Consider the following 24,514-nt stretch of genomic DNA (forward strand, 5'->3'; position numbering starts at 1 on the left):
GCCTGCCGGCCATCTCCCCCACAAGGAGGGAGATTGGCAGCTTGGCCGTGCCGCCCTTCCTTCAAGCGCTGGTGATTGGCGAAAGCCGCGACGACATTCAATCTCCCCCCCTTGTGGGGGAGATGTTCGGCAGGACAGAGGGGGCGCCTCGCGTTGGCGTCTCAACAAAATGGGGCGCCGAAGCGCCCCATTGCCTACCCATTCACCAGCGCCAGCAACTCCTCCGTGTAGCGCTTGCCGATCACCTTATCCGGCGACAGCGCATCGCCGATCGCCGCGATCTCGGCAGCACTCAGCTCGATACTCGCCGCCGCTGTGTTCTGCTCGAGATGACGAATTTTCCGCGCACCCGGGATCGGCACGATGAAATCGCCCTGGTGCAGCACCCAGGCGAGCGCCAGCTGCGCCGAGGTCACGCCCTTTTCCGCTGCCATCCTTTCCAGCGTGGCGATCACCTTGGCATTGGCTTCCATGGCCTCGGCCTGGAAGCGCGGCAAGGTGCGGCGCCAGTCACCGTCATCGAGCGTTTCGGGCTTGGCGATGGTGCCCGTGAGCAGGCCGCGGCCGAGCGGGCTGTAGGGAACGAAGCCGATGCCGAGTTCGCGGCAGACGGCAAACACCTCCTCTTCCGGGTCTCGGCTCCACAGCGAATATTCGCTCTGGACGGCCGCGATCGGATGCACGGCATGCGCCCGGCGGATGGTGGCGGCACTTGCCTCCGAGAGGCCGAGCGCGCGTACCTTGCCCTCGCGCACCAGCTCGGCCATGGCGCCGACCGTGTCCTCGATCGGCACGTTGGGGTCGACGCGGTGCTGGTAATAGAGGTCGATGACATCGGTGCCGAGCCGCTTCAGCGAGGCTTCGGCCACCGCCTTGACGTGCTCGGGGCGGCTGTCGACGCCGGCCATGCGGTCGAGGCCGGTGCCTTCCTCCAGGATCTTGAAGCCGAATTTGGTGGCGATCGTCACTTTGTTCCGCACCGATTTCAGCGCCCTGCCGAGCAGGATCTCGTTCTCGTAAGGGCCATAGACTTCCGCCGTGTCGAAGAAGTTGACGCCGATCTCGACGGCGCGGTGCAGCGTGGAGATCGCCTCTGCCTCCGGCTGGCCGCCATAGGCGAAACTCATGCCCATGCAGCCGAGGCCGACGGGATAGACGTTCAGTTCAGTTCCTAGCTTGCGGGTTTGCATCACGAGATCTCCTTGTTGTGATGCCGCTGATGTAGCGCCTTGCGCCATGCTCGATAATCGGCTCATCTGCGCACGGGTCGTTCTAAGAAATAGATCAATGAACCGAGCGCATCTCTCACAACTGGCCGTGCTGGCAACTGTAGCTCAATGCGGCAGTTTTCGCGGCGCGGCCAGGGAATTGGCCATCGCGCCATCGGCGGTCAGCCATGCGGTGTCCAGCCTGGAGGCGCGGCTCGGCGTGCGACTGCTGGCGCGCAGCACCCGCAGTGTAGCGCCGACGGAAGAAGGCGCGCAACTCTTGGAGCGGCTGCGGCCGGCCCTTTCCGAGATCGACCTGGCTCTGGAGACGGCGGTCGAGTCGCGTGAGCGACCGGCCGGGAATCTGCGGCTCAGCGTGCCGCGCACGGCGGCGCATCTGGTGCTGACGCCGCGGCTCGGCGCCTTTGCCAGGGCCTATCCCGACATCGTGCTGGAGATCGTCATCGAGGACCGCTTCACCGACGTTGTCGAGGGCGGTTTCGACGCCGGCGTGCGGCTTGGCGAGAGCCTGCAGCGCGACATGATCGCGGTGCGCATCGGGCCGGACATGCGCGGCGCGGTGGTCGGCGCGCCATCCTATTTCGCGGCGAACCCCAAGCCGCGCCATCCGCGCGACCTTGCCGATCATCGCTGCATCCGCTTCCGCTTTTCCAGCGGCATCCTCTACCGCTGGGAGTTCGAGAAAGACGGCGAGGAGATCGAGATATCAGCGCAAGGGCCGCTGATCCTCGACGAGGACCATCTGATCGCGCAGGCAGCGAGCGACGGCGCCGGGCTCGCCTTCGTCTTCGAGCCGTATGTCCAGGCCCCGCTCGCCGACGGAAGGCTGATCCGCGTGCTGGAGGACTGGTGCCCGCCCTTTGACGGGTTCTTCGTTTATTATCCCAGCCGCCGACAGATGCGGCCAGCGCTCAGGGCGTTTGTGGATTTTTTCAAGGTGAGTCGATAGGGAGCGCCCCTCACCCTCCCCCTTGTGGGGAGGGTCGGCTCGCAGTCGCAGCGAAGCGGAGATTGCGAGACGGGATGGGGGTCTCGTAGGGCGCTGCCCCACCCCGTCGCTTCGCGCCGACCCTCCCCACAAGGGGGAGGGTGGAAGAAAGCGCGGCTCTGCAACGTTCGCCTTCCATGCAAACCTCAATCACCAACACGCCAACCCGCTACGGCTGGGCGACGATCCTCCTGCACTGGCTGATCGGCGTCGTCTTCATCGGCCAGTTCGCCCTTGGCTTCATCATGGTGAGGACCCAGAGCCAGCGCACGGCCTTCGAGCTGATCCAGCTGCACAAATCCCTGGGCTTTCTGCTGTTGGGCCTCATCATCCTGCGCATCGCCTGGCGGCTCGGCAATGCGGCGCCGCCTCTGCCGGCTTCGGTCGGCGTTCTGGAGCGGCGGACGGCGCCGCTCGCGCATCTGGCGCTCTATGCCTTCCAGGTCGCCTTGCCCTTGTCGGGCTGGGCGCTGGTTTCGGTTTCGACCCTGGAAATTCCGACCATGCCGTTCAACCTGTTCGTGATGCCCAATCTGCCGCTCACCGAATCCGATGCCGCCGAAAGCTTCTGGGCGGCGGCGCACTGGTATCTCGCCTATGCCGGCATCGCTCTCGTCGCGCTGCATGCCGCAGCCGCGCTGCGCCACCACTTCCTGCTGCGCGACAGCGTGCTCAGGCGTATGATCACACCTTCGTCAGACGGGGAATAGAGCGGGCGGCCGGCGCGTTTGTGAGGTGAGGACGCGAACAAGCGTTGCCTCCAGGAAAGGAACAATCCCATGCATGCGCGCATCCTTGGATTCGCGGCTTTTGCCGCATGCCTTGCCGTGCCCGCAGCCGCGGCAGTGGCGTTGAGCGACGCCGCGGGCAGCTACACCGTCAGTCCGGCAGGCTCCAGCATCCGTTTCACCATCGGCAAGGCCGGCGGCGGCGGCTTCGACGGCGCCTTCGCCCGCTTCAAGGGCACGATCCGCATCGACAATGGTGATGTCGGGCGCTCGAAGGTCGATCTCACCATCTATCCGGAAAGCGTCGGCACCGGCCAGAGCCGCATCGACGCCTTTCTGCGCTCCGACGCGGTGTTCGATGCGGCCAACAGCCCGGAGATCCAGTTTCGCTCGACCAGCGTGACCCGCACCGGCGACACGTCGGCGCTTGTCACCGGCAGGTTGACGGCGCGCGGCAAGACGTTTGCGGAAAAGTTCACCGCAGAGCTCGACGGTTTGAAGGGCGGCACGATCAAATTCCACGTCACCGGCAAGGTGCTGCGGTCGCGCTACGGCATGGATGTCGGCACGCCGCTCTACTCCAACGTCGTCGACTTCGACATGACGCTGACGGGGAAACGGGGCTGACCCGGGTCTGCCTTCGGTCATTGGCTTTTCTGTCGATTTCGGGCAAACCTCGTCGCCTGTAAATCGACATGGAGAAGCGTGATGTTCCGATGGGGTGTGTTGTCGACGGCCAAGATCGGCCGCGAGCATTTGTTGCCGGCAATGGTCGAAGCGGAGAATGGCGTGCTTTCGGCGATCGCCAGCCGCGACCTGTCGAAGGCCAAGGCGCTGGCAGACCGTTTCGGCGCCCGCCATGCCTTCGGCTCCTATGAGGAGCTTCTCGCCTCCAAGGAGGTTGACGGCGTCTATATCCCGCTGCCGACCTCGCAGCATGTCGAATGGACGGCAAAGGCCATTGAGGCGGGCAAGCATGTGCTGGTCGAGAAGCCTCTGGCGCTCGACGTCAAGGATATCCCGCCGCTGATCAAGCTGCGCGATGCCAGGAAGGTGCTGGTTTGCGAAGCCTTCATGGTCATCTACCACCCGCAATGGATCAAGGTGCGCGACCTCATCGCCAGCGGCGCCATTGGCCGGCTGCGCCATGTGCAGGGCGCGTTCTCCTACTACAATGTCGATCCCAACAATATGCGCAACCAGCTCGATCTCGGCGGCGGCGCGCTGCCCGATATCGGCGTTTACCCGACCGTGTCGACGCGATTTTCGACCGGCAAGGAGCCGCTACGCGTGCAAGCGACAATCGAGCGCGATAAGAAATTCGGCACCGACATCTATTCCTCGATCCGCGCCGATTTCGGCGACTTCGAACTGTCCTTCTATCTGTCGACGCAGATGGCGGCACGCCAGGTGATGGTGTTCCACGGCGAGAAGGGTTTCATCGAGGTGTTTTCGCCGTTCAATGCCGGGCTCTACGACCATCACCGCGTCGAACTGCACAACCAGAACCACACCGAAGCACAAGTGTTCCGCTTTCCCGGCACACAGCAATACCGGTTGGAGGTCGAAACTTTCGCGCGCGCCGCACAGGGCGGCAAGGAGCGTGTCTTCACGCTGGAGGAGTCCGTGCTCAACCAGAAGGTCATCGACGCCATCTTCCGCGCCGGCGGCAGGGACGGCAACTGGGAGACCGTCTAACTGCCTGCATTAAAATAGCCGGCTAATCCTGGGAGGGAAAATGGCTGATGATGCGGACGTGATCATTGTCGGCGCCGGCCTGGCCGGGCTGGTTGCCGCCGCCGAGCTTGCCGAGGCCGGCAAGAAAATCATTATCGTCGACCAGGAACCGGAACAGTCGCTCGGCGGCCAGGCGTTCTGGTCGTTCGGCGGGCTTTTCCTCGTCGATTCGCCCGAGCAGCGGCGGATGCGCATCCGCGATTCGCATGATCTGGCGCTCGAGGACTGGATGGGCACTGCTGCTTTCGACCGGCCGGAGGATTTCTGGCCGCGCAAATGGGCGGAAGCCTATGTCGGTTTCGCCGCGGGCGAGAAGCGCTCCTGGCTGCTGCAGCGCGGCCTGAAATTCTTTCCCGTCGTCGGTTGGGCCGAGCGCGGCGGCGGCAATGCCATCGGCCACGGCAATTCGGTGCCACGCTTCCACATCACCTGGGGCACCGGCCCCGGCGTGCTCGAACCTTTTGTCCTGCGCGTGCGCGAGGCGCAAAAACGTGGATTGATCAGCTTCAGGTTTCGCCACCGGGTCAATGAACTGACGCGAACGGGCGCCGTCGTGACCGGCGTGCACGGCGATATCCTCCAGCCGAGCACGGTCGAGCGCGGCCATAAGAGCTCGCGCGACATATCGGGCGATTTCGAGCTGCATGCGCAAGCCGTGATCGTCGCCTCCGGTGGCATCGGCGCCAATCATCGACTGGTGCGGGAAAACTGGCCCAAGCGGCTGGGCGCCGCGCCCAAGCGCATGATCACCGGCGTGCCCGACCATGTCGACGGCCGGATGCTGGCGATCACCGAGGCTGCCGGCGGTTCGATCATCAACCGCGACCGCATGTGGCACTATGTCGAGGGCATCAGGAACTGGGCGCCGATCTGGACTGAGCATGCGATCCGTATCCTGCCCGGCCCGTCCTCGCTGTGGCTCGACGCGCAGGGCAAACGCCTGCCGGTGCCGCTCTATCCCGGTTTCGATACGCTCGGCACGCTCAGCCACATCATGAGCACCGGCTTCGACTATTCCTGGTTCATCCTGACCAAAAAAATCATCCAGAAAGAGTTCGCCCTGTCGGGCTCCGAACAGAACCCGGACCTGACGGGAAAAAGCTGGCGCCAGGTGCTCGGCCGCGCCACCTCAGGCATTCCGGGGCCGGTAAAAGCCTTCATGGAGAAGGGCGAGGACTTCATCGTCGAGGCCGATCTTTCGACGCTGGTGGCGCGCATGAATGCGCTGGCCGGCGGCGAGCCGCTGCTCGATGTCGCTGAGGTCGAGCGTGAGATCCGTGCCCGCGACAGGCAACTCGACAATCCGTTCTCCAAGGACATGCAGATCACCGCGCTGCGCGGGGCTCGGGCCTATCTCGGCGACAAGCTCATCCGCACGGCCAAGCCGCACAAGATGCTCGACCCGGCGAACGGCCCGCTGATCGCGGTGCGCCTCAACATCCTGACTCGCAAAACGCTGGGCGGCCTGCAGACCGACCTCGACAGCCGCGTGCTGGGCGCTGACGGCCAAGCGGTGGCCGGCCTCTATGCCGTTGGCGAGGCGGCCGGCTTCGGCGGCGGCGGCGTGCATGGCTATGCCGCACTGGAAGGCACCTTCCTCGGCGGCTGTATCTTCTCCGGCCGCAGCGCCGGCCGGGCATCAGGACGCTCGGTGGCGTGAGCCGACCTTGGTCCGTGGTGAGACGCGAATCCGCTCACCAGAGCCAGGTGCCCTTCCCTAGGGCGGCTACGGTATCGACGACACGCGTAAAACTTTCGCGAGCTCGGCCGACGGTGTGGCGGGCCCTGAGATAGCCGTGCACCAGGCCCGCCTCCTCGAACCAAGTGGCCCGCCCGCCCGCGTCGGTGATCCGGTCGCGATAGGTTTCGCCGTCTGAAGACAGCGGATCGCATTCGGCGGTGATGAGAACTGTCGGCGGCAGGTTGGTGAAGTCGGTGTCGGCCAACGGCGCCAGCGTCGCATCGCCGGCCCGGTCCGCGCCGCCAGTGCGGATGTGCTTGTAGAATTCGAGGTCGCGCATGGTCAGCATCGGCGCTTCGGCATGCGTCACATAGGAGCCTTGCGAGCGGTCGCCGCCGAGGCCGGGATAGATCAGCACCTGGCCGACCGGCCGCTTCGCGCGGCCGCGTGTGGCGTGCGCAACGGCGGCGCAGAGATTGCCGCCGGCACTGTCACCGCAGAGCAGGATGGGCCGATCGCGGCTGGACGCAGCCCATTCGTATGCGCTCATGGCGTCATCGAAGGCGGCCGGATGCAGATGCTCCGGCGCCAGGCGGTAGTCGACCGAGACAACCTCATAGCTGGTGCGGGCGCAAAGCTCGGCGCAGACATCGTCATGGCTGTCCAGCCCGCCAAGGATAAAGCCGCCACCATGGATGTAGAGCACCGTCGCCGCCGGTTGCGGGGCGCTTCGGTAGATGCGGATCGGGATGCCGTGCGTGGGTGTGGCAATGGTTGAGGTTTCGACCACAACACCTGCGGGATAGCCGGCAAAGAACTCCCGGCACATGCGGTCGTAGATTTCGCGCTGCTGCGCGATCGTGTAGTCGATCGTATCGGGCGGATAGTAGGAATTGGTCCGCTCGATGAAGGCCCAGGTCTCGGCGTCAATGAGGGTTTTGTAGTCGGTCATGCAGGGTGACCAACTTCAGGTGATGGCGCCCAGGCCCCCCTCTCTGTCCTGCCGGACATCTCCCCCTCAAGGGGGGAGATCGGATGTCGTGGATGCTTTCGCCAATCTTTTGCGTCGCAAGAAGAGTGCCGAGACCGAAGCTGCCAATCTCCCCCCTTGAGGGGGAGATGCCCGGCAGGGCAGAGGGGGGTGCTTCGCGCTGTCATTTCCGCAGAGTCACTTCCCTTTCCACACCGGGTCGCGCTTTTCGGCGAAGGCGCGGAAACCTTCCATATTGTCTTCCGAACCGTAGAGCGCATCGACCGTCGCCAGCTGGCGGCGCGTCACTCTGTTCATCGCGTCCTGGAAGGTCAGCGCTTCGGCCACCCGCGCGGTCTCCTTGATGGCGGCGAAGACCAGCGGCGGGCCGCTGGCGAGCAGGCGGGCGATCTCCCAGACGCGATCCTCGAGCTTTTCCTTGGGCAGCACCTCGTTGACTAGGCCCCAGCGATGCGCTTCGGCGACATCCATCCAGCGGCCGGTGAGCAGAAGGTCCATTGCGACGTGGTAGGGAATGCGCTTCGGCAGCTTGATCGTCGCGGCATCGGCCAGCGTGCCGGCGCGGATTTCGGGGAGCGCGAAGGAAGAGTGGTCGGAGGCGTAGATGAGGTCGCAGGACAGCGCCAGTTCGAAGCCGCCGCCGACCGCCATGCCGTTGACACAGGCGATGACCGGCTTGTTCATGTCGCGCAGCTCCTGCAGGCCGGCAAAGCCGCCGACGCCGTAGTCGCCATCGACAGCATCGCCGCCGGCAGCAGCTTTCAAGTCCCAGCCGGCGCAGAAGAACTTGTCGCCGGCGGTCTTGACGATGGCGACGCGAAGCTCCGGATCGTCGCGGAACGCCTTGAAGGTCTCGCCCATCAGCCGCGAGGTCTTGAGGTCGATGGCATTGGCCTTGGGCCGGTCGAGCGTGACCTCGAGGATCGAGCCTTCGCGGCGGGTCGAAATGACGTCAGACATTCTTGTTCTCTCCCAGCACCAGCAGCGCGTCGGCGATCCAGGCACCCTTGCCTTCGACGCAGACGATCAGCGGGTTGATGTCGAGTTCCTCGATCTCGCCGGCATTCTTCTGCACGAAGCCGGCAATGCCCGCGATGGCGTCGATGGCGGCCGCGACATCGGCCTTCGGCCGGCCGCGATAGCCTTCGAGCAGCGGGAACAGCTTGAGGCCGCGCAATGCCGCCTCGATGTCGTCGCGGGTCGCCGGCAGCATCAGCGTGACGCTGTCGCGCAGCAACTCGACCAGCACGCCGCCTGTGCCCAGCGTCATCACCGCTCCGAACATCGGATCCCTGGTGAAGCCGACGATCAGTTCGGCGACACCGTCGCGCACCATGCGCTCGACATAAAGCCCGGTGCCGAGCGGCAGCAGATCATGCGCCGCCGTGCTCACGGATTCGGCGTCCTTGAGGTTGAGCCTGACAGCGCCGACCTCGGATTTGTGGGCGACACCCAGCGCCTTCAGAGCGACGGGAAAGCCGAGCGCCATCGACGAGATCACCGCCTCGACCGCATTGCCGGCGCGCTCGCCCTTGGGCACCGGAAGACCGGCCTTGATCAACCTCGCCTTGGCCTCGGCCTCGTCGGGCGTGACATGCTCGCCGCCGGCAGCGCCGGAAGCAGACGTGTCGATCGGCTGCGCCTGCGGTTCAGCCCACGCCCAGCCGATGAAGGCCGCTGCGCCTGCGGCATCCATCGCCTCGGAAATGCCGAACAGGGGCACCATGCCACGCGCCATCAGTTCGGCGGTGTATTCCTCGGGCAGGTTTTCCGGCAGCGAGGAGACGATGGCGCCATGCGCCTTGTTGGTTTTCAGCGCCGATTCGAAGGCACGCAACGTCGCCCACCAGTCGGTGACCGAGCAGCGGTCGGGGCGCGGAAAGTCGAGCACCAGCATGTTGAGGTCGAAGCCACCCGACACCATGGCAGTGAAGGTGGCGGTCATCGCCGGCTCGTTGTTCCAGATGAAGGTGTGGTAGTCCAACGGGTTGGCGACCGCGACCAGCGGCCCGAGCGTCGATTTGACATGGGCGCGGTGCGTTTCCGTCAGAACCGGGAAATTGACCCAGCGGCCTTCGGCACTGTCGGCCATGACGGAGGCTTCGCCGCCCGAACAGCTCATCGACGACAGCCTGTAGCCGGGCAGCGGGCCGGTGATGTGCAGCAGCTTCAACGCCTCGATGAAGGCGGGAATGGAATCGACGCGCGCAATGCCAAGCCGCCTCAGGAAAGCGCCCGAGGCCGCATCCGAACCGGCCAGTGACGCGGTATGCGAGACGGTCGCTTGCCGCGCCTGCTCGGAACGGCCGACCTTCATGGCGATGATTGGCTTCTTCAGCTCGCGCGCCCTGGCGGCCAACCGTTCGAAGCCGGCTACCGAATCGAAGGCTTCGATGTGCAGGCCGAGCGACGTGACACGATCGTCTTCGATCAGGCCGAGCGCCATTTCGGACAGGCCGGTCTGCGCCTGGTTGCCGGCCGTCATCAGGAAAGCGATCGGCAGGCCGCGCTTCTGCATCGTCATGTTGATGGCGATGTTGGAGGACTGGGTGATGATGGCGACGCCCTTGCCGCCCTCGTCCAGCCTGATACCGCCATGCTGGTCCGGCCACAAAAGCGCGCCATCGGCATAGTTGATCAGGCCATAGCAGTTTGGGCCGATGATCGGCATCTCGCCGGCTGCCGCGACGAGCTCGGCCTGCAATCGTTCGCCATCGTCATCATAGGCCTCGGTCTCGAGGAAGCCGGCGGCAAAGCAGACGGCGCCACCGGCGCCGCGTTCGGCCAGCGCCTTGACGACCTCGATGGTCAGATGCCGGTTGACGCCGACAAAGGCGGCGTCCGGCGCACCGGGCAGATCGGCAACCGAGCGATAGGCCTTGCGGCCGGCAACCTCGTCCTTGGTCGGGTGCACCGGCCAGATTTCGCCGGCAAAACCCATCTTGATCGATTGCGCGACGACGGCGGCGGCCTGCACGCCACCGAAGACGGCGATCGATTTCGGGCGCAGGAGACGTTCAAGTTTATGCATGGTCATCTTTTCGTTTGAGCGCGATGTCTGCCAGAGCCGAATCCCGGCTTTGGCGCATCATGCTCTAAGCTCCGAACGGACGCAGCAGCGCCCGCGAAATAATATGTCGCTGAATCTCCGACGTGCCTTCCCAGATGCGCTCGACGCGGGCGTCGCGCCAGATGCGCTCCAGCGGCAGGTCGTCCATCAGCCCCATGCCACCATGGATCTGGATCGCTTCGTCGGCAACGTAGGCCAGCATTTCGGTGGCCTTCAGCTTGGCCATGGCCATGTCCTGGTCGGTGACGGTGCCCTGATCGTACTTCCAGCCGGCTTCGAACACCATCAGGTCGGCGGCTTTCAGTTCCGTGGCCATGTCGGCAAGCTTGAACGACACGCCCTGGAACTTGCCGATCTGCTGGCCGAATTGCTGGCGCTGCGCGGAATACTCGATGGCGTGGCCGAGCGCCCGCTCGGCCCGGCCGAGACAGGTGGCGCCAACCTGCAGGCGGGTGGCGCCCAACCAAGAATTGGCGACCTCGAAGCCTTTGTGCACTTCGCCGAGCACCTGGCTTGCCGGCAGCCGGCAATCGTCGAATTCGAGGATGGCGTTGGTGTAGCCGCGATGCGAGACATTGCGATATCCGTCGCGCACCGCAAAGCCCTTGGTGCCCTTGTCGACGAAGAAGGCGGTGATCTTCTTGCGCTTGCCGCGCGGCGAATCCTCTTCGCCGGAAGCCATGAAGACGATGGCGAAATCGGCGAGATCGGCGTGGGAGATGAAATGCTTGGTGCCGTTGAGCACCCAGTCGTCCCCATCCTGCACGGCTGATGCCTTCATGCCGCGCAGGTCGGAACCGGCGCCGGGCTCGGTCATCGCCAGGCAGTCCCATTTCTCGCCGCGGATGCAGGGGAATAGGTACTTTTCGCGCTGCTCCGGCGTGCCGGCGAGCAGGATGTTGGAAGGCCGCGCGACACAGGTCCAGTGCAGCGCGTAGTTGGCGCGGCCGAGTTCCTTTTCGTAGAGCAGCCAGGTCACCGTATCGAGGCCCGCGCCACCGACGTCCGCCGGCATGTTGGCGGCGTAAAGGCCCGCTTCGATCGCCTTGGCCTTGATCTCCTCGATCAGATCGCGGCGCAGCACGCCGGTGCGCTCGACCTCGCGCTCATGCGGGTAAAGCTCGTTCTCGACGAAGGCGCGCGTCGTCTCGACGATGAGTTTTTGTTCCTCCGAAAGACCGAAATCCATCGTCTCAGCCTTTCTTGCTTTTCTTCGCCTTGCCGCCCTTTGCCGGCTTTTCCACCTTCTTCACCGGCTTGGAGGCCTTGGCCTTCTCGGCGGCCTTGGAAGCCGCCGGCTTCTTCGCCGCCAGCTTGGCCAGCTGCTTGGTGTAATCCTTGTGCAAGGCGCCGGCGCCCCAGCCCTTGCCTTTGTTCTGCTTCGACAGCGCATCCATGATCGCGACCAGATTGTCGTCGCGGATCTTTTCCAGCTCACGGATCGACAGGCCATGCGCCTGGTCGTCCGACTGGGTGGCGATCAGGTCGACCAGTTCGTCATTGAACTCCGGCACGTCCATCAGCTTGGTCCACGGCCATTTCAGGCACGGGCCGAACTGCGCCATGAAGTGGCGCATGCCGGCTTCGCCGCCGGCGACGCGGTAGACCTGGAACATGCCCATCTGCGCCCAGCGCAGGCCGAAGCCGTAGCGCATGATGTCGTCGAGCTCCTCGACGGTGCAGATGCCGTCCTTGATCAGCCACAGCGCTTCGCGCCAGGCCGCTTCGAGCAGGCGATCGCCGACGAAAGCTTCGATCTCCTTGCGGATGACGACCGGCTTCATGCCGATCGAGCCATAGATCTCCTTGGCGACCTCGATGGCCTCGGGGAAGGTCTGATCACCGCCGACGATTTCGACCAGCGGCAGGAGATAGACCGGATTGAACGGATGGCCGACGACCAGCCGCTCGGGGTGCTTCTTCATCGCCACCTGCATGTCGGTCGGCTTGATGCCGGAGGTCGACGAGCCGACGATAGCATTGGCCGGGGCATGGGCATCGATCTCGGCCAGCACCTTGTGCTTGAGGTCGAGCCGTTCCGGCACGCTTTCCTGGATGAAGTCGGCATCGGCCACCGCCTCGGCGATGGTCTTGGCTAAGGTCAGCTTGCCCTCTTTCGGCAGACCGCCGGGCACCATCTGCTTATAGGCGCGGCGTGCACCTTTCATCACTTCCGAGACCTTGCGCGAGGCTTCCGGATCCGGATCGAAGATCGAGACGTCGATGCCGTTGAGCAGCAGCCGCGCCACCCAGCCGGCGCCGATGACACCGCCGCCAATGGCGGCCGCCTTGTTGATGATGCTCATGCTGAGGCTCCGGTTCTTGTCCTGGCAGTTTCGGGATCGATGAGAGGCACACGCTCGCCGGCGCGGATCACGGCCGGGTCGTAAGCCTTGCGGGCAAAGACTTCGAGCACGAAGGGCCGGAAGAAGTCGATCGGCAGCGTCTCATAATCGGGGTCGAAGCTCGACTGGTCCCAGCGTTCGCAAAACTGGTCGCAATCGTCGAAAAAGGCATGGCCTGCGAAGCGGTCGCGGGCATGGCGGTTGCCGCCAAGATGGTGGGCGTAATAGAGCCGCTGGAAATCGCCATGCTTTTCCACCACCCAGGTGCATTGCTCGCGCACGAAGGGCTTCAGGATCGAAGCGGCGTATTCGTCGTGATTGTAGGGCGCGTAGATGTCACCGATGTCGTGCAGCAGCGCGCAGGCGATCCAGTCGGTGTCGGCGCCGTCTCGCCAGGCGCGCGTCGCCGCCTGCAGCGAATGGCCAAGCCGGGTGATCTTGTAGCCCGACAAGCCTTCGTCGAGCTGCACCAGCGCGTCGAGCAGCCGCTCGCCGGTCTTGGCGGCATAGTCGATTTCATGGGCGGTCAGGAACTCGTAATCGTCCTTGTCGCCATCCTTCATCGCGGTGAATTTGACGGTAGCCATGGTGCGCTCCCGTCTTTATGCCGCGGCTGCGATCGGCGCTCGCTTGGTCAGGTTGAGCTTCTTGCGCACTTCCTCCGGCCCCAAAATCCTGGCGCCGAGATTGGTGACGATGCTGGCGGCGCGCTCGACCAGTTGCGCGTTGGTCGCCAGCACGCCCTTGTCGAGCCAGAGATTGTCTTCGAGACCAACGCGGACATTGCCGCCGGCGAGCACCGCCGCCGCCGCATAGGCCATCTGGTTGCGGCCGATGGCGAAAGCCGACCAGTTCCAGGTCGACGGGACATTGTTGACCATGGCCATGAAGGTGTTGAGATCGTCCGGCGCCCCCCACGGCACGCCCATGCAGAGCTGCACCAGCGCGTCGGGGTTGAGCACCTTCTCCTCGACCAGTTGCTTGGCGAACCACAGATGGCCGGTGTCGAACGCCTCGATCTCGGGCTTGACGCCGAGCGCCGTCATCATGCCGCCCATGGCGCGCAGCATGCCCGGCGTGTTGGTCATGACGTAGTCGGCTTCGGCGAAGTTCATGGTGCCGCAGTCGAGCGTGCAAATTTCCGGCAGGCACTGGCGCACATGTTCCATGCGGTTGGTGGCGCCGCCCATGTCGGTGCCTTTTTCGTTGAGCGGCAGCGGCGCCTCCGGCGAGCCGAATACCATGTCCCCGCCCATGCCGGCAGTGAGGTTCAGCACGACGTCGACATTCGCATCACGGATGCGTTCGGTCACTTCGCGGTAGAGATGCACATCGCGCCTGGGCTTGCCGGTCTCTGGATCGCGCACATGGCAGTGGACGATCGCCGCACCGGCTTTGGCCGCGTCGATGGCCGAATCGGCGATCTGCTTGGGCGAACGCGGCACATGCGGAGAGCGATCCTGCGAGCCGCCGGACCCGGTCACGGCACAGGTAATGAAAACCTCACGGTTCATCGCAAGCGGCATGGAATTCTCCTCCCAATTCGAACAGAGGCATAACATTGCGCGACTTGCGGGAGGTTGCTTTGCGCTTTACGAAGGCGACATGATAAAAAACGAAAAAGCGACAATCTTTCGCGCTGAGCAGTCGCCGCTGAAGGTGACGCTGCTGGTGTTTTCCGGGGCGTCCATCATGTGCGTGGCGTGCGCCGTCGATCCGCTGCGCGCCGCCAACCGCATCGCCGGCGAAACGCTGTTCGACTTCAAACTGGTTTCGGTGACCGGGGAGGCCCCGGTCACGACATGTGGGCTGCCCGTGGCGGTCAGCGGCCGGTTCGATGCGACGGAGCCTACCGACGTCCTGGTCGTGGTCGCGGGTTTCGGCACGCAGAACTATGCCACGTCAGCCTTGCTCGCCGGGCTGCGGCGCGCGGCACGGTCGGCCCGCGCCTGCGGCGGCGTCGAGGCGGGCACCTGGCTGGTGGCGCGCGCCGGACTGCTGGAAGGGCGCAGCGCCACCACCCATTGGGAAGACATGGAGGATTTTTCGTCGGCTTTTCCCGGCGTCGACGTGCGCCCCGATCGATACATCATCGATGGGCCGGTCTTCACCACGGGCGGTGCGTCGCCGACGCTCGACCTGATGCTGCACCTGATCCGCACCCGGCTCGGCATGGCTGTGGCGCTCGATGTGGCAAGCGCCTTCATCTACGACCAGGCGCGCGTGGCGACCGATGCGCAGCCGCTGGTCTCGCTTGGCCGGCTCGACGGCTACGATCCACGCCTGGCGCAGGCCATCCGGCTGATGGAAGCGCATGTCGACCAGCCGCTGACCATAGAGGCCATCGCCAAGCGTGCCGGGGTGACGGCACGCACCCTGGAAAGCATTTTTCGCAAGTCGATCGGCGAGACGCCAGGTGCCTATTATCTCAGGCTGCGCCTGGGTGCCGCGCGCAGGCTGGTGGTCGACACCAGGGTGGCCATGGCCGACATTGCCGGGCGGACAGGTTTCTCGTCCGCCGCGGCATTTTCAAGAGCGTTTTCAAGAGCGTTCGGCGAAGCGCCGGTCAGGCTGCGGCGCGGTTGAGTATCCAATCCGCCGCAGCGGCGAGATCGTGGACGATCGCCGTCGGGGGCGGATCGAAGCGTGTTTCATCGCCCGGGCGATACTTGCCCGTCCGAACGAGCAGTGCCGCGCCAAGTCCCGCACGCAGCGCGCCGGCGACATCGCTTTCCGCATCGTCGCCGACCATGACCGCATCGGCCGCCGGGCAGTTCACGTCGGCGAGCGCCGAAAGGAAGAAATCCGGCGACGGCTTGCCGAGCACTACGGGGGGACGGCGGCTGGCGAATTCGAGCGCCGCAACAAACGCGCCGGCGTCGAGGCTAAACAGGCCGTCCGCATCCTTGAAGGTACGGTTGGTGGCAAGCGCCACGAAATCGGCGCCGGCAACAAGTTCGCGAAACGCCCGGTTGAGACCAGCATAGTCGAAGGCGTCACCGGCATCGCCGACGACGACAGCACACCCGTTCCCGCCCTCCAGTCCGGAGAACTCGGCTTCCAAGTCAGGATGGACGAGCAAATGGGGCCGGCATTCATGGCGGCGCAGCCATTCGACAGCGGCACGGGCCGGCGTCAGCAATTCCGCATCGGTCACCTCGATTCCCAGAGCGGCAAGCTGCTCGATCATTGCTTCGCGCGGCGTGCGTGTCGTGTTGCTGACAAAGCGGAGCGGCAAGCCGGCCCGACGCAGGCGCTCGACCGCGGCCACGGCGCCCGCGATCGGGGTGTCGGCATCATAGATGACACCCAGAATATCCAGGAGCACCGCGCGTATCATGGGTGAAGGATGGAGAAACTGCCTCCGTTCGTCAAATCATTGGGATTATCAGGCGGCGTCGCGACTTTCGCCGACAATTCGCGAGCGCATGCTATTGGCCAGCACTGTTTCAAGTCGCGCGGCGACCGCGCGATCCCATTCATTTGCTTTGCGGGCACTGTCCTTCGAATGTGGCAGCGCCATCAGCCGATCGATGATCGATCCGGCCTCGCCAGGAGAGAGCAGGGCGTCGATTTCGCGCTCATGCTGCATGTGTTCGCCTCCTTCTTTCCTTCCCGCCACATGCCAACACTATACGAGGTACGTGACGGCTGTTTGAAGGCAAGAGCGGGGCGATTGAGGGGCAGTTCTGGGCAGAACCTTGTTGTAGGTCCGCCTCGTGCGCAAAGGCGTTCCGGGCGACGGTTTGGCCATCCCGCCGCCCGGGAAACGGTAGAAATCAGCGAGTCCGGCGTCAGACGTAGCGGTTGACGATGTTTTCCAGCAATTCCTGGCGGCCGGAGCGCGGCTGTGGCTCGATCTTCTTCTTCACCACGCGTTCGGCGATGTCCTCCAGCGTGCGTTTGCCCGACAGCATCGCCTTGCCCTCCGCCGTGTTCCAGCCGGCGTAGCGTTCGGCGAGCGGACCTGACAGCGCCTTGTCCTCGACCATCTTCGCCGCCGCCTTGAGGCCGCGCGCGCAAGAATCCATGCCGCCGATATGACCGATCAGCAGGTCCTGCGGATCGAGCGACTGGCGGCGCAGCTTGGCGTCGAAATTGGTGCCGCCGGTCTTGAAGCCGCCGGCCTGCAGGACCTGGTAATAGGCCAGCGCCATTTCCGGCACGTTGTTGGGAAACTGGTCGGTGTCCCAGCCCGACTGATAGTCGTTGCGGTTCATGTCGATCGAGCCGAAGACGCCGAGCGCATTGGCCAGCGCCAGTTCGTGCTCGAAGGAATGGCCGGCCAGGATCGCATGGCCCTGCTCGATGTTGAGTTTTACTTCCTTCTCCAGGCCGAAGCGCTTGAGGAAGCCATAGACCGTGGCGACGTCGTAGTCGTACTGATGCTTGGTCGGCTCCTGCGGCTTCGGCTCGATCAGGATGGTGCCCTTGAAGCCGATCTTGTGCTTGTAGTCGACGACGAGGCTGAGGAAGCGACCGGCCTGTTCCTGCTCGCGGGCAAGATCGGTGTTGAGCAGCGTCTCATAGCCCTCGCGCCCGCCCCACAGCACGTAGTTCTCGCCCTTCAGCCGCTTGGTGACGTCGATGCAGCTTTTCACCGTCGCCGCCGCATAGGCAAAGACATCCGGATCGGGATTGGTGGCGGCGCCCGACATGAAGCGGCGATTGGAGAACAGGTTGGCCGTGCCCCAGAGCAGCTTGACGCCGGTCTGCTTCATCTTGCCGGCAAAGTAATCGGCGATCTCGTCGAGGCGGGCCGCACTTTCGGAGAAATCCTTACCCTCGGGCCGCACGTCGGCGTCGTGGAAGCAGAAATAGGGTGCGCCGAGCAGCGAGAACATCTCGAAGGCGACATCGGCCTTGAGTTTCGCCAGTTCCATCGTGTCGATGCCACCCGCCTTGGGGAACCAGGGACGGTCGAAGGTCTGGCCGCCGAAGGGATCGCCGCCCGGCCAGGCGAAGGAGTGCCAGTAGGCGACGGCGAAGCGCAGATGGTCTTCCAGCCGCTTGCCGGCGACCACCTCGTCGGGATTGTAGAAGCGGTAGGCCAGCGGATTGGTCGAATCCGGCCCCTCATATTTGATCTTCTGGATGTCGCCGAAAAATCCGCTGCTCATGATTTCTGTCCTCTCTCGAATAGTTCGCCCTGATTACCTCAGGCGTAATTGGTTTCGCTCTGCCGTGGGGTGAAAAGGGTCGTGTCAAAGCCACTCAACGAAGGAGACAGACCATGACCGACCTCAACAAAATCGCCGAGGGCTACATCACCGCCTGGAACGAAAGCGATGCCAGCCGCCGTGCGGAATTGCTCAAGGCCGCTTTCACCGAAGACGTCAGCTATCGCGATCCGCTGATGCAGGGCGACGGCCATGAAGGCGTCGCGGCGCTCATCGACGGGGTGCAGCAGCGCTTTGCCGGCTTCCGGTTCTCGCTGAAGGGCACGCCGGACGGCGTCGCCGACAAGATCCGCTTCTCCTGGAATCTCGGGCCTGAGGGCGCCCCTTCGGTCATCGAAGGCACCGATATCGGCATCATCGAGAATGGGCGGCTCAAGAGCGTCACCGGGTTTCTGGACAAGGTGCCGGCGCAGTGAGGGCGTAGAGGCGGCGCGAGGCCCCCCTTTCTGGCCTGCCGGCCATCTCCCCCTCAAGGGGGGAGATCGGATGTCGCGTCGGCTTTCGCCAATCTCCTGCGTTGCAGAAATGAGCGGGGCACCCCCACTGCCAATCTCCCCCCTTGAGGGGGAGATGCCCGGCAGGGCAGAGAGGGGGGCCTCGCACATGCTCACGCGGTTACCGCCCTGATCGCCGGGTAGAGCGCCCGGTAGCGGTGATAAGCGTCCGCATAGGCGCTGCCGAGCTTGGCATCCGGTTCGATCGTGGCATCCGTCCTGGGCGCTGAGCAGACGGCCAACGGATCCGCACCCGTCGCCGCGATCAGGCCGAGCCTGGCAGCACCGAAGGCGGCGCCGAAATCGCCGTCGGCGGGAATGTCCACCGGCACCTGCAGCGCAGTGGCGATCGATTTCAGCCAGTAGCGCGAGCGTGAGCCGCCGCCGATCGCCGTGACGCGCGTCAATGTGGTGCCGGCTGTTTTCAAGGCTTCGAGGCTGTCGCGGAAGGCGAAGGCGACGCCTTCGAGGACTGCCTGCGTCAGCACCGCACGGCTCGATTCATGCGCCAACCCGGTGAAGGAACCCCGAATGGCCGAATCATTGTGCGGCGTGCGCTCGCCAGAGAGGTAAGGCAGGAAGGACACGCCGGTCGGCGCCTTCAGCGTGTCGCCGAGTTCCGATGTCAGGTCGCCGGCGCCTTTGCCCGTGATCTCCGACAGCCAGTTGAGCGAATCGGTCGCCGACAGGATGACGCCCATCTGGTGCCAGGTGTCGGGCAGCGCATGGCAGAAGGTGTGGACCGCACTTGCCGGGTTGGGCAGATAGGACGCGTTGGCTGCAAACAGCACGCCCGACGTGCCGAGCGAGACGAAGGCATGGCCGGCGCCGACGGTGCCCATGCCGCAGGCGGAAGCCGCATTGTCGCCGGCGCCGCCGGCAACCGGGATGCCGGCCTCGACGCCCCATTTCGACGCCAATTCGCTGCGCAACCCGCCGGCCTTCTCTGTCCCCTCGACCAGAGACGGCATCTGCTTTTCGTCAAGCAATGTAGCCGCCAGCAGTTCAGGCGACCAGCGGCGCTTGCCGACATCGAGCCAGGACGTGCCGGCCGAATCCGACATCTCCGAAATGTGCTCGCCGGAGAGCCAAAGCCGCAGGAAATCCTTCGGCAGCAGCACCTTGGCAACCTTGGCGAAGACAGCGGGCTCGTTGTTCTTCACCCAGGCAAGCTTGGGCGCGGTGAAGCCAGGGAAAACGATGTTGCCGGTGAGCGCGCGAAAGCGCGGATCGGCGTCGAGTGCCGCCGCCTCGACATGGCTGCGCGTGTCGTTCCACAGGATGCAGGGGCGCAGCACGTGATCGGCCGCATCGAGCAAGGTGGCGCCATGCATCTGGCCGGACAGGCCGATGCCTTTCACAGCCGCGAACTCTCTGGGATGGGAAGCCTTCAGTTCGGCGATCGCGTCTTCGCAGGCGCGTATCCAGTGCGACGGATCCTGTTCGGACCAGCCGGGATGCGGCCGCGAAACGTCAAGCGCGCCATGGCCGGAGCCGACGACATTCTGTCCGGCATCGATCAGCAGCGCCTTGACGCCCGACGTGCCCAGGTCGAGGCCGAGATACATGTTTTCCTCCCATGCCATTATTTTTTTCGGATCTCGAAAAAATCTGGCTGAGCCAGTTTTTAAGGCAAGATCCGCTTGCGGTCAATTCTCTGACAAATCGGCCGCGCGTCGTGCAAGCAGCGCCGACAGCGGACTGTCCGGCCGCGCCATCGAACGCTCCGCCGTGAGCGCCCCGGCGAACGCGCGGTCACCGGCCCGCAAGGCCGCTTCGATCAGCGTCAGGTCGATGACATCGCGCTGTGCGTGGCTGCCGCCGAAACGGCTGGCGATCGCCCGGATCGGCCGGATCAGCTGCACGGCCTCGGTGTATTTGCCCTCGCCGAATGCCTTGATCGCCCGTGTCAGCGGATGGCCGACATCGCGGGTGAAAGCGACGTTGTCGCCGCTGCCACGCATCGCCTCGCGCTGCGTCTCCAGCAAGGCAAGGGCGGGTCCGTCGAGGCCGGCGCCGACGAAGGCCATCATCGCGTGCGCATCGTTGAAGGCGTAGTCGCCGAGGCCGGCCTTGGGCCAATTGGCGGCGAGCGCGGTCCAGCGGTCGCCGACATCGACGCCGCCGAGATGGAGCCGCCACAGGAGTGCCGACGCATCGACCATGTTCAACGCCATCGCCGATGGCGTGCCATAGATCGGTCCGTCATAGAGCGCCAGCACCTGGTCGGTCTCGCCGAGATCGTAGTGGAACAGCGCCAGGTGCCACCAATTGTGCACCTGCAGGAAGCTCTCTCTTGTCCAGGCGTCGGGATTGGCCCGCATCCAGGCGATGCCGTCCCTTTGCCGGCTTTGCATTTCCATGACATGCGCGACCGCATGCTGCGCCCAACCGTCGCGCGGCTCGAGCTCGACCGCCGCGCGACCAAGCTTTTCGGCCCTGGCATAGTCGCCCATCTCCTCCAGCCCGAAGGCCTGCATGCCGAGGATGGCGTGGTAGCCAGGCATGCCGCTCTGCCAGGACGGCAAGGCGCGGGCGATGCGGTCGCGCAACATGCGGGCATTGCCGGTGAAGAAGTCGATCTGGTGCCCGACCTGCAGCGCCACGGCGTCGAGCGGGGTCTCGATGGCGATATCCTCAAGGATTCTGGCGGCGTCATGCCAGCGTCCATTGGCGAGATGGCCGAGGGCTGAGACATGCGCCGCTTCGCGCGCCGTCGCGGCAAGCGGCAGCGCCGCCTCATGGCAGGCCCTGGCCACCGCCGTCGCGTCGCGCTCGGTGGCGAGGCCAAAGAGATAGCCCTTGAAGACATGCGCCATGACGAAACCGGGATCCTCCGATATGGCACGGTCGACGGAGGCGACGGGATCGCCGATGAAGCACGCCAGTTCACGCACGGCCTGACTGTATGGCGTGAACCCCGCTTCGGTGGCGCCTGAAAATGTCAGGCCGAATGTGTCCCTGATTCCCATGCAACATCCTCTGATCGACCCGGGATGAGCCCCTCGGCCCTTCGGGCCAAGGCGATCTTAAAGCATGGGCCACAGACGTGCCAATCGCGCACTCTATAAGGTCTATTCCAGTAGCTTTCGCAGTTCATCAACCATTTAACGCAGATTAGGCTTTGTAAAACCGAACGAATTGTGGCTTCATTGCGGCGCGGCGAAGGGCTTGTAATCGCGATCTGAGAGAGGACGCGATGCGGCATTTTGAAATACAGCGTCCGAACGGCTGTTCGGAATACGCTAGTGACTCGATTTCTTTGTTGCGGCGAGGCCCACGGCAAATCCATCCATGGTTTATTAGCTTACTTGCAACTACAGCATTTGCGTTGCTGCCCAATTCCGCGGCCTTGGCGGCCTGTGTGCTGGTTCCGTCGGCGGGGAATACCACCTTCACCTGCGACAGCGGCGATTCGGGCGGCAGTCTTACCGATACCAGCGGCGACAATACGCTGACCTTTCCCGCCGGCGGCACCGGGCAGGTGAGCGGCAACGTCATCTTCGGCGCCGGCACGGACCGCATCAACATGCAGTCCGGCACCATCACCGGCACGGTCGACCAGGGCGACGGCACCGATTTCTTCACCATCGGCGGCGGCACTGTCACCGGCAATGTCCAGCAGGGCGCCGGCATCGACGATTTCAACATGAGCGGTGGCCAGATCGGATCGCTCAACCAGGGCGACGGACTAGACACATTCACTATGACAGGCGGGCGCATCGTCGACTTCTTCGACGATGGCGATCGTGCCGTGATGACCGGCGGCCGCATCGGCCGGGTCAACATGAAGCTCGACAAGAACTATTTCAACATGTCCGGCGGCACCATCGACCGCAACCTCGTCACCGGCTTCGATCAGGACACCATCATCCTGTCGGGCGGCACGATCGGTGGCAACATCAGCGTCAGCGGCGGCAATGACAGCGTCACGATCACCGGCGGTACCGTCGGCGGCGACGTACTGATGAGCTTTGGTTCCGACAGTTTCGTCTGGAATGGCGGCGGCATCATCTATGGCGCGGTCGATCTCGGCGCCGACAATGATACCGCCAAGCTCAGCAACCTCACCAACGCCAATCTCGGCGGCACGGATGCTATAAATGGCGGCCTCGGCACCGATGCGCTGACCTTCGACAACGTCAAACTGGACGGGATCGGCCGGGTTCAGAATTGGGAAAGCATCGGCGCCACCAACGACACACAGCTGACGCTCGACGGCAATCTCGTGCTCGGCGACAGCGGCACCGGCACGGGTTCGCTCAGCGTCGATGCATCGAGCACGCTCTATGGCGGCGGCTTCAACGCCGCGATCCAGGCTTTCACAGCGGGCCAGCTGGCGCAGGTCACCAATGCCGGGCGGATCGACCTGACCAACGGCACCACGGGCGCGACCGACCGGCTGACGATCTCCGGCAATTATGTCGGCGCCGGTGGCCTGCTGCTTGTCCAGACCGAACTCGGTGACGACACCTCCGCATCCGACAGGCTGGTCCTGTCGGGCGGCACAGCCTCAGGCTCGACCGGCATTTCAGTGGTCAATGTCGGCGGCGCGGGGGCCGCGACCGCGCAGGACGGCATCATGGTCGTCCAGTCCATCAACGGCGCCACCTCGGGCGCCACGACCTTCGCGCTCGACGCGCCGGTCGCCGCAGGCGCGTTCGAATATTACCTGTTCAAGGGCGGCGTCAGCGCCGGCAGCGAAGAAAACTGGTACCTGCGCTCGACGCTGACCACGCCGGCGACGCCGGCGGCAGCCCCGCCGGCGCTCGAACCCACGCCGCCGCCGGAACCGGTACCGCCCGCGGCGGAACCGCCGCCACCGCCGCCCTCGGAACTGCCGCCGACACCACCGCCGACCGAGGGCGACATCAACACCCCGCCGGTCGATCCGACACCGCCGGTGCAGGCCAGCGACCCGGAACCGGAGCCGCCACCGCCACCACCACCGGCGCCACCCGCCGATCCGCCGCCACCTCCGCCGGTGGTGCCGACCGCAGCGCCCGTGCTGCCGGTGCCGACGCTGCCCGGTCCGCCACCGGTCCAGCCGACGCCGCCGACACCGGGAGCGACCGCGGTGCAGGCAGCCGTGATCCCGCTCTACCGCATCGAGGTGCCGGTCTATTCGGCCTTGCCGCCGGTGGCCGAGCACCTGGCGATGACGACGCTCGGCACGTTCCACGAACGGCGGGGTGAGCAAAGCCTGCTATCGGACCCGGAGCTGTCGCCGGTCTGGGGCCGCATTTTTGGCCAGGACGCCAAGATGGGCTGGTCGGGAACGGTGTCGCCCTCCTACGACGGCACGCTGTTCGGCCTCCAGGCGGGGTTCGACGTGTTCGGACGCGAGACCGCCTCAGGCGGGATCGATCGCGCCGGCCTGTTCGTAGCCTATGCCAGCATGAAGGGCGATGTGCGCGGCCAGGCGCTGGGATGGAACGATCTGTCCGTCGGCAGCCTCGATGTCAGCGGCACCAGCGTCGGTGGTTACTGGACACGCATCGGCCAGGGCGGCTGGTACGTTGACGGTGTCTTGATGGCCACCTTTTTTGGCGGCGACACGACGTCGTCGCGCGACATCGGCATCGATGTCGGCGGAACAGGCGTCACCGCTTCGCTGGAAGGCGGCTATCCCATCGCGCTGGCGCAGGGCTGGACGCTGGAACCGCAGGCGCAGCTGGTCTGGCGGCATCTGTCGCTCGACGACACCAACGACCGCTTCTCGTCGGTTTCCTTCGGCACCGACAACAGCGTCAGCGGCCGGCTGGGTGCGCGGCTTCAGGGCGAGACCACGATCAATGGCATGGCGCTGCAGCCTTACCTCAAAGCCAACATCTGGCACGATTTCGGCAGCACCAGCCATGTCAATTTCGGCACCACCGACATCTCGACCGAGGGCCGATCGACCTCCTTCGAGTTCGGTGGCGGCGTGGTCGCCAAGCTGACCGACAAGGTCAGCCTCTTTGCCACCGGCGACTACACGACCAATCTCGGCGGCGACAAGCGCCGCATCCTCGAGGGCAATCTCGGGATCAGCGTCAAGTGGTGAACCAGATCATCCGAAACCGGAACCG

21 protein-coding genes are annotated in these 24,514 nt (G+C 64.8%); 8 read left to right on the forward strand and 13 right to left on the reverse strand.

The window, feature by feature from the left end; all coding sequences use genetic code 11:
* Positions 1-194 precede the first annotated feature (194 nt).
* Entirely contained in the window at positions 195-1,190 is a 996-nt protein-coding gene (locus JN279_RS02170; RefSeq protein ID WP_202351865.1) for an aldo/keto reductase, read from the reverse strand.
* Positions 1,191-1,287: 97 nt separating this feature from the next.
* Here JN279_RS02170 and JN279_RS02175 point away from each other — a divergent pair, with 97 nt between their 5' ends.
* The 5 genes from JN279_RS02175 to JN279_RS02195 all read left to right on the forward strand — a co-directional run bounded on the left by JN279_RS02175 (position 1,288) and on the right by JN279_RS02195 (position 6,342).
* The gene (locus tag JN279_RS02175) at positions 1,288-2,178 is read left to right on the forward strand and encodes a LysR family transcriptional regulator (protein ID WP_096452755.1); all 891 of its coding nucleotides are present in this window, start codon (positions 1,288-1,290) and stop codon (positions 2,176-2,178) included.
* Positions 2,179-2,354: 176 nt separating this feature from the next.
* Positions 2,355-2,927 carry a cytochrome b gene (locus JN279_RS02180; protein WP_096452753.1) on the forward strand — a complete coding sequence of 191 codons (573 nt, stop codon included), beginning with the start codon at positions 2,355-2,357 and terminating at the stop codon, positions 2,925-2,927.
* A 69-nt stretch (positions 2,928-2,996) separates the two neighbouring features.
* Positions 2,997-3,572 (forward strand): YceI family protein, encoded by a 576-nt coding sequence (locus JN279_RS02185; protein WP_096452751.1) that lies wholly within the window; start codon positions 2,997-2,999, stop codon positions 3,570-3,572.
* Positions 3,573-3,653: 81 nt separating this feature from the next.
* Positions 3,654-4,643, forward strand: a complete 990-nt coding sequence (locus tag JN279_RS02190) for a Gfo/Idh/MocA family protein (protein ID WP_096452749.1) — start codon at positions 3,654-3,656, stop codon at positions 4,641-4,643.
* Between the two features lie 40 nt (positions 4,644-4,683).
* On the forward strand, positions 4,684-6,342 hold the full coding sequence (locus JN279_RS02195) for an FAD-binding dehydrogenase (protein WP_096452747.1): 1,659 nt from the start codon (positions 4,684-4,686) through the stop codon (positions 6,340-6,342).
* 34 nt (positions 6,343-6,376) lie between these two features.
* Here JN279_RS02195 and JN279_RS02200 read toward each other — a convergent pair whose 3' ends face one another.
* From JN279_RS02200 to JN279_RS02230, 7 genes are all read right to left on the reverse strand, one after another.
* A complete protein-coding gene (locus tag JN279_RS02200; RefSeq protein WP_096452745.1) occupies positions 6,377-7,315 on the reverse strand; it encodes an alpha/beta hydrolase in 939 nt (312 codons plus the stop codon).
* Positions 7,316-7,531: 216 nt separating this feature from the next.
* A complete protein-coding gene (locus tag JN279_RS02205; RefSeq protein WP_096452741.1) occupies positions 7,532-8,314 on the reverse strand; it encodes a carnitinyl-CoA dehydratase in 783 nt (260 codons plus the stop codon).
* On the reverse strand, positions 8,307-10,385 hold the full coding sequence (locus tag JN279_RS02210) for an acetate--CoA ligase family protein (protein ID WP_096458318.1): 2,079 nt from the start codon (positions 10,383-10,385) through the stop codon (positions 8,307-8,309). The genes JN279_RS02205 and JN279_RS02210 overlap by 8 nt, the downstream gene beginning before the upstream one ends.
* Positions 10,386-10,449: 64 nt before the next feature.
* Positions 10,450-11,613: an acyl-CoA dehydrogenase family protein gene (locus JN279_RS02215; RefSeq protein WP_096452739.1), complete on the reverse strand. Its 1,164-nt coding sequence runs from the start codon at positions 11,611-11,613 to the stop codon at positions 10,450-10,452.
* A gap of 4 nt (positions 11,614-11,617) precedes the next feature.
* Positions 11,618-12,730, reverse strand: coding sequence for a carnitine 3-dehydrogenase (locus tag JN279_RS02220; protein WP_096452737.1), 1,113 nt, complete (start codon positions 12,728-12,730; stop codon positions 11,618-11,620).
* Entirely contained in the window at positions 12,727-13,356 is a 630-nt protein-coding gene (locus JN279_RS02225) for an HD domain-containing protein (RefSeq protein WP_096452735.1), read from the reverse strand. The genes JN279_RS02220 and JN279_RS02225 overlap by 4 nt, the downstream gene beginning before the upstream one ends.
* A 15-nt stretch (positions 13,357-13,371) precedes the next feature.
* Complete coding sequence (locus JN279_RS02230) at positions 13,372-14,295, reverse strand: 3-keto-5-aminohexanoate cleavage protein (RefSeq protein ID WP_032933947.1); 924 nt, start codon at positions 14,293-14,295, stop codon at positions 13,372-13,374.
* Between the two features lie 79 nt (positions 14,296-14,374).
* On the opposite strand from JN279_RS02230, the gene JN279_RS02235 reads away from it, so the two are divergent.
* On the forward strand, positions 14,375-15,355 hold the full coding sequence (locus JN279_RS02235; protein ID WP_096458315.1) for a GlxA family transcriptional regulator: 981 nt from the start codon (positions 14,375-14,377) through the stop codon (positions 15,353-15,355).
* On the opposite strand, the gene JN279_RS02240 is transcribed toward JN279_RS02235, so the two are convergent.
* The 3 genes from JN279_RS02240 to xylA form a co-directional block, all read right to left on the reverse strand.
* Entirely contained in the window at positions 15,336-16,109 is a 774-nt protein-coding gene (locus JN279_RS02240) for a TIGR01458 family HAD-type hydrolase (protein ID WP_202351866.1), read from the reverse strand. The two genes, JN279_RS02235 and JN279_RS02240, sit on opposite strands and share 20 nt — an antisense overlap.
* Positions 16,110-16,157: 48 nt before the next feature.
* Positions 16,158-16,361, reverse strand: coding sequence for a hypothetical protein (locus tag JN279_RS02245; RefSeq protein ID WP_096452731.1), 204 nt, complete (start codon positions 16,359-16,361; stop codon positions 16,158-16,160).
* A 202-nt stretch (positions 16,362-16,563) separates the two neighbouring features.
* On the reverse strand, positions 16,564-17,889 hold the full coding sequence (gene xylA, locus JN279_RS02250) for a xylose isomerase (protein WP_096452729.1): 1,326 nt from the start codon (positions 17,887-17,889) through the stop codon (positions 16,564-16,566).
* A 113-nt stretch (positions 17,890-18,002) separates the two neighbouring features.
* Between xylA and JN279_RS02255 the strand changes: the two genes are divergently transcribed.
* Positions 18,003-18,365: a nuclear transport factor 2 family protein gene (locus JN279_RS02255; RefSeq protein WP_202351867.1), complete on the forward strand. Its 363-nt coding sequence runs from the start codon at positions 18,003-18,005 to the stop codon at positions 18,363-18,365.
* Positions 18,366-18,556: 191 nt separating this feature from the next.
* Here JN279_RS02255 and xylB read toward each other — a convergent pair whose 3' ends face one another.
* Positions 18,557-20,011, reverse strand: a complete 1,455-nt coding sequence (gene xylB, locus JN279_RS02260; RefSeq protein WP_202353621.1) for a xylulokinase — start codon at positions 20,009-20,011, stop codon at positions 18,557-18,559.
* Positions 20,012-20,092: 81 nt separating this feature from the next.
* Entirely contained in the window at positions 20,093-21,415 is a 1,323-nt protein-coding gene (locus tag JN279_RS02265; protein WP_202351868.1) for a tetratricopeptide repeat protein, read from the reverse strand.
* Between the two features lie 227 nt (positions 21,416-21,642).
* On the opposite strand from JN279_RS02265, the gene JN279_RS02270 reads away from it, so the two are divergent.
* Positions 21,643-24,489: an autotransporter family protein gene (locus JN279_RS02270; protein ID WP_202351869.1), complete on the forward strand. Its 2,847-nt coding sequence runs from the start codon at positions 21,643-21,645 to the stop codon at positions 24,487-24,489.
* The last annotated feature ends 25 nt before the right edge of the window (positions 24,490-24,514 follow it).

This window comes from Mesorhizobium sp. 113-1-2, assembly GCF_016756475.1.
GTDB lineage: Bacteria > Pseudomonadota > Alphaproteobacteria > Rhizobiales > Rhizobiaceae > Mesorhizobium > Mesorhizobium loti_C.

Excerpts from the sequence above, each read along its gene's own strand:
- JN279_RS02255 (WP_202351867.1), top strand. The coding sequence starts at position 18,003 with ATGACCGACCTCAACAAAATCGCCGAGGGCTACATCACCGCCTGGAAC.
- JN279_RS02210 (WP_096458318.1), bottom strand. The coding sequence starts at position 10,385 with ATGCATAAACTTGAACGTCTCCTGCGCCCGAAATCGATCGCCGTCTTC.
- JN279_RS02190 (WP_096452749.1), top strand. The coding sequence starts at position 3,654 with ATGTTCCGATGGGGTGTGTTGTCGACGGCCAAGATCGGCCGCGAGCAT.
- JN279_RS02240 (WP_202351866.1), bottom strand. The coding sequence starts at position 16,109 with ATGATACGCGCGGTGCTCCTGGATATTCTGGGTGTCATCTATGATGCC.
- xylB (WP_202353621.1), bottom strand. The coding sequence starts at position 20,011 with ATGTATCTCGGCCTCGACCTGGGCACGTCGGGCGTCAAGGCGCTGCTG.
- JN279_RS02230 (WP_032933947.1), bottom strand. The coding sequence starts at position 14,295 with ATGCCGCTTGCGATGAACCGTGAGGTTTTCATTACCTGTGCCGTGACC.
- xylA (WP_096452729.1), bottom strand. The coding sequence starts at position 17,889 with ATGAGCAGCGGATTTTTCGGCGACATCCAGAAGATCAAATATGAGGGG.
- JN279_RS02220 (WP_096452737.1), bottom strand. The coding sequence starts at position 12,730 with ATGAGCATCATCAACAAGGCGGCCGCCATTGGCGGCGGTGTCATCGGC.
- JN279_RS02245 (WP_096452731.1), bottom strand. The coding sequence starts at position 16,361 with ATGCAGCATGAGCGCGAAATCGACGCCCTGCTCTCTCCTGGCGAGGCC.
- JN279_RS02215 (WP_096452739.1), bottom strand. The coding sequence starts at position 11,613 with ATGGATTTCGGTCTTTCGGAGGAACAAAAACTCATCGTCGAGACGACG.
- JN279_RS02195 (WP_096452747.1), top strand. The coding sequence starts at position 4,684 with ATGGCTGATGATGCGGACGTGATCATTGTCGGCGCCGGCCTGGCCGGG.
- JN279_RS02175 (WP_096452755.1), top strand. The coding sequence starts at position 1,288 with ATGAACCGAGCGCATCTCTCACAACTGGCCGTGCTGGCAACTGTAGCT.
- JN279_RS02185 (WP_096452751.1), top strand. The coding sequence starts at position 2,997 with ATGCATGCGCGCATCCTTGGATTCGCGGCTTTTGCCGCATGCCTTGCC.
- JN279_RS02180 (WP_096452753.1), top strand. The coding sequence starts at position 2,355 with ATGCAAACCTCAATCACCAACACGCCAACCCGCTACGGCTGGGCGACG.
- JN279_RS02205 (WP_096452741.1), bottom strand. The coding sequence starts at position 8,314 with ATGTCTGACGTCATTTCGACCCGCCGCGAAGGCTCGATCCTCGAGGTC.
- JN279_RS02235 (WP_096458315.1), top strand. The coding sequence starts at position 14,375 with ATGATAAAAAACGAAAAAGCGACAATCTTTCGCGCTGAGCAGTCGCCG.
- JN279_RS02270 (WP_202351869.1), top strand. The coding sequence starts at position 21,643 with ATGCGGCATTTTGAAATACAGCGTCCGAACGGCTGTTCGGAATACGCT.
- JN279_RS02170 (WP_202351865.1), bottom strand. The coding sequence starts at position 1,190 with ATGCAAACCCGCAAGCTAGGAACTGAACTGAACGTCTATCCCGTCGGC.
- JN279_RS02225 (WP_096452735.1), bottom strand. The coding sequence starts at position 13,356 with ATGGCTACCGTCAAATTCACCGCGATGAAGGATGGCGACAAGGACGAT.
- JN279_RS02200 (WP_096452745.1), bottom strand. The coding sequence starts at position 7,315 with ATGACCGACTACAAAACCCTCATTGACGCCGAGACCTGGGCCTTCATC.
- JN279_RS02265 (WP_202351868.1), bottom strand. The coding sequence starts at position 21,415 with ATGGGAATCAGGGACACATTCGGCCTGACATTTTCAGGCGCCACCGAA.